Origin of the sequence: Pseudoalteromonas sp. ESRF-bin5, assembly GCF_002632075.1 — a bacterium.
GTDB lineage: Bacteria > Pseudomonadota > Gammaproteobacteria > Enterobacterales > Alteromonadaceae > Pseudoalteromonas > Pseudoalteromonas marina.
Window position 1 is genome coordinate 1 of the sequence record NZ_NTLW01000167.1, and the last position, 1941, is coordinate 1941.

Annotated in this window: 2 protein-coding genes; both read right to left on the reverse strand. The window is 43.7% G+C overall.

Annotated elements, in window-relative coordinates; translation table 11 throughout:
• Nucleotides 1-590 (reverse strand): UDP-3-O-acyl-N-acetylglucosamine deacetylase (gene lpxC, locus BCG07_RS09500; protein ID WP_286889929.1); only part of this gene is annotated, 590 nt, incomplete at its 3' end.
• A gap of 103 nt (nucleotides 591-693) precedes the next feature.
• Nucleotides 694-1938, reverse strand: coding sequence for a cell division protein FtsZ (gene ftsZ, locus BCG07_RS09505; RefSeq protein WP_010555688.1), 1245 nt, complete (start codon nucleotides 1936-1938; stop codon nucleotides 694-696).
• Nucleotides 1939-1941 lie beyond the last annotated feature (3 nt).

Consider the following 1941-nt stretch of genomic DNA (forward strand, 5'->3'; position numbering starts at 1 on the left):
TCTTTCATAAAACCAAAGGTACGAGCACGGCTAATTTCTTCAGTAAAGCTTTGAGCGGTGATGTCTAAACCAACACGCTGACGACTTTCGTTAATAGCCGGGTGATCAAAAGCGATTTCAAAGTCGATGTGAAAACCGTCGTACGGTTCTACTTCGGCCCATTTGTCGCCTTCTTCGATACGTACTTTTTCTTTAATACGAATAAAGCGTTTAGCGGCATTTTGTTCTTCAATGCCGCCTTTTTGTAATAAATAAATAAATGGTAATGCACTACCATCCATAATTGGCACTTCTGAGCTGTCTAATTCTACAATTAGGTTATCAATCCCCATTGCTGCAACTGCAGCAATTAGGTGCTCAGTAGTTGATAAACGAACGCCATCTTTGTTAATTAAACAGGTACACAACTGCGTATCGCCAACGGCTTCAGGTGTTGTTTCAAATTCAACAACCGGATCAAGGTCGACACGACGAAATACAATCCCAGTATTTGCGCTCGCAGGTCGGAGAGTTATTGTGACCTTCTCACCTTTATGAAGTCCAATTCCTATGGCTTTGACTACTTCTGCAATCGTACGCTGTTTAATCATAGGTTCGCTCACTTAAATTTATTACAGTTAGACGGCGGATAGTAACATATATACGCGCGCCTTACAATATTCGCTCAATTTACCAGCAAAATAACGTTTTTTATTAGTCTGCTTGTTTGCGTAAAAATGCAGGGATGTCAAAGTAATCACCACCCTCTGATTTATCCGCTTTTTTACTCGTTTGCGACGACGAGCTTGCTGTATTGCTAGAACTTGCTGAACTCGCTTTTTCTGCGCTTTCAGTTTGTGCTTTAGCTGCACTTTCATCGGTGCTGTCTTGGCTTGCAAAGCTAGGCACATACATGCTGCTTGCTTGGTTAGACGTGTTTGCAACATCAGAACCCGAAGCCTTTTTAAAACCGTTATCAACAATACCAAACTGTGGACGACGATCGCCGCCTAAACCCGTTGCAACTACAGTTACACGTAACTCGTCGCTCATTTCAGGGTCAATTACCGCACCCACAACAACCGTTGCGTTTTCAGAGGCAAGTGCTTTAACGTGGTTACCAACAATTTCGAATTCTTCAATCGCAATATCCATACCCGCGGTGATATTAACTAAGATACCTTTGGCACCTGTTAAATCAACGTCTTCCAATAATGGGCTTGAAATAGCAGCTTCTGCGGCTTCTTGTGCACGATCAGGACCTGACGCAGATGCAGTACCCATCATAGCAGTACCCATAGCAGACATAACAGTTCGTACGTCAGCGAAATCCACGTTAATTAAACCAGAGCGCGTAATAAGTTCTGCAATACCTTGTACTGCACCAAATAATACGTCATTAGCTTTAGCAAATGCATCTAGAAGTGTAGTGCCTTTGCCTAAAACTTTAAGTAATTTATTGTTTGGAATTGTAATAAGCGAATCTACAATTTCTGACAACTCGCTGATACCTTGTTCAGCTGCCGCTGCACGCTTCTTACCTTCAAAGTCGAAAGGACGCGTCACTACCGCAACAGTTAAAATACCCAGCTCTTTAGCAATTTTAGCAACCACAGGCGCAGCCCCTGTACCTGTACCGCCGCCCATGCCCGCTGCGATAAATACCATGTCGGCACCTTCAAGGCTTGCACGAATAGTCTCTGCATCTTCTTCAGCAGATTCACGGCCTACTTCAGGGTTTGCACCCGCACCTAACCCAGAGGTTATTTGTGTGCCTAATTGAACTGTTACATCAGCAGCAGAATTTCGTAATGCTTGCGCATCTGTATTAGCGGCAATAAAGCGCACGCCTTCGATTTGCTGTTTTACCATGTGCTCAACAGCGTTACCGCCGCCGCCGCCCACTCCAATTACTTTTATTACAGCTTCTTCGCTGTGTTGTTCCATTATATCAAACATGTT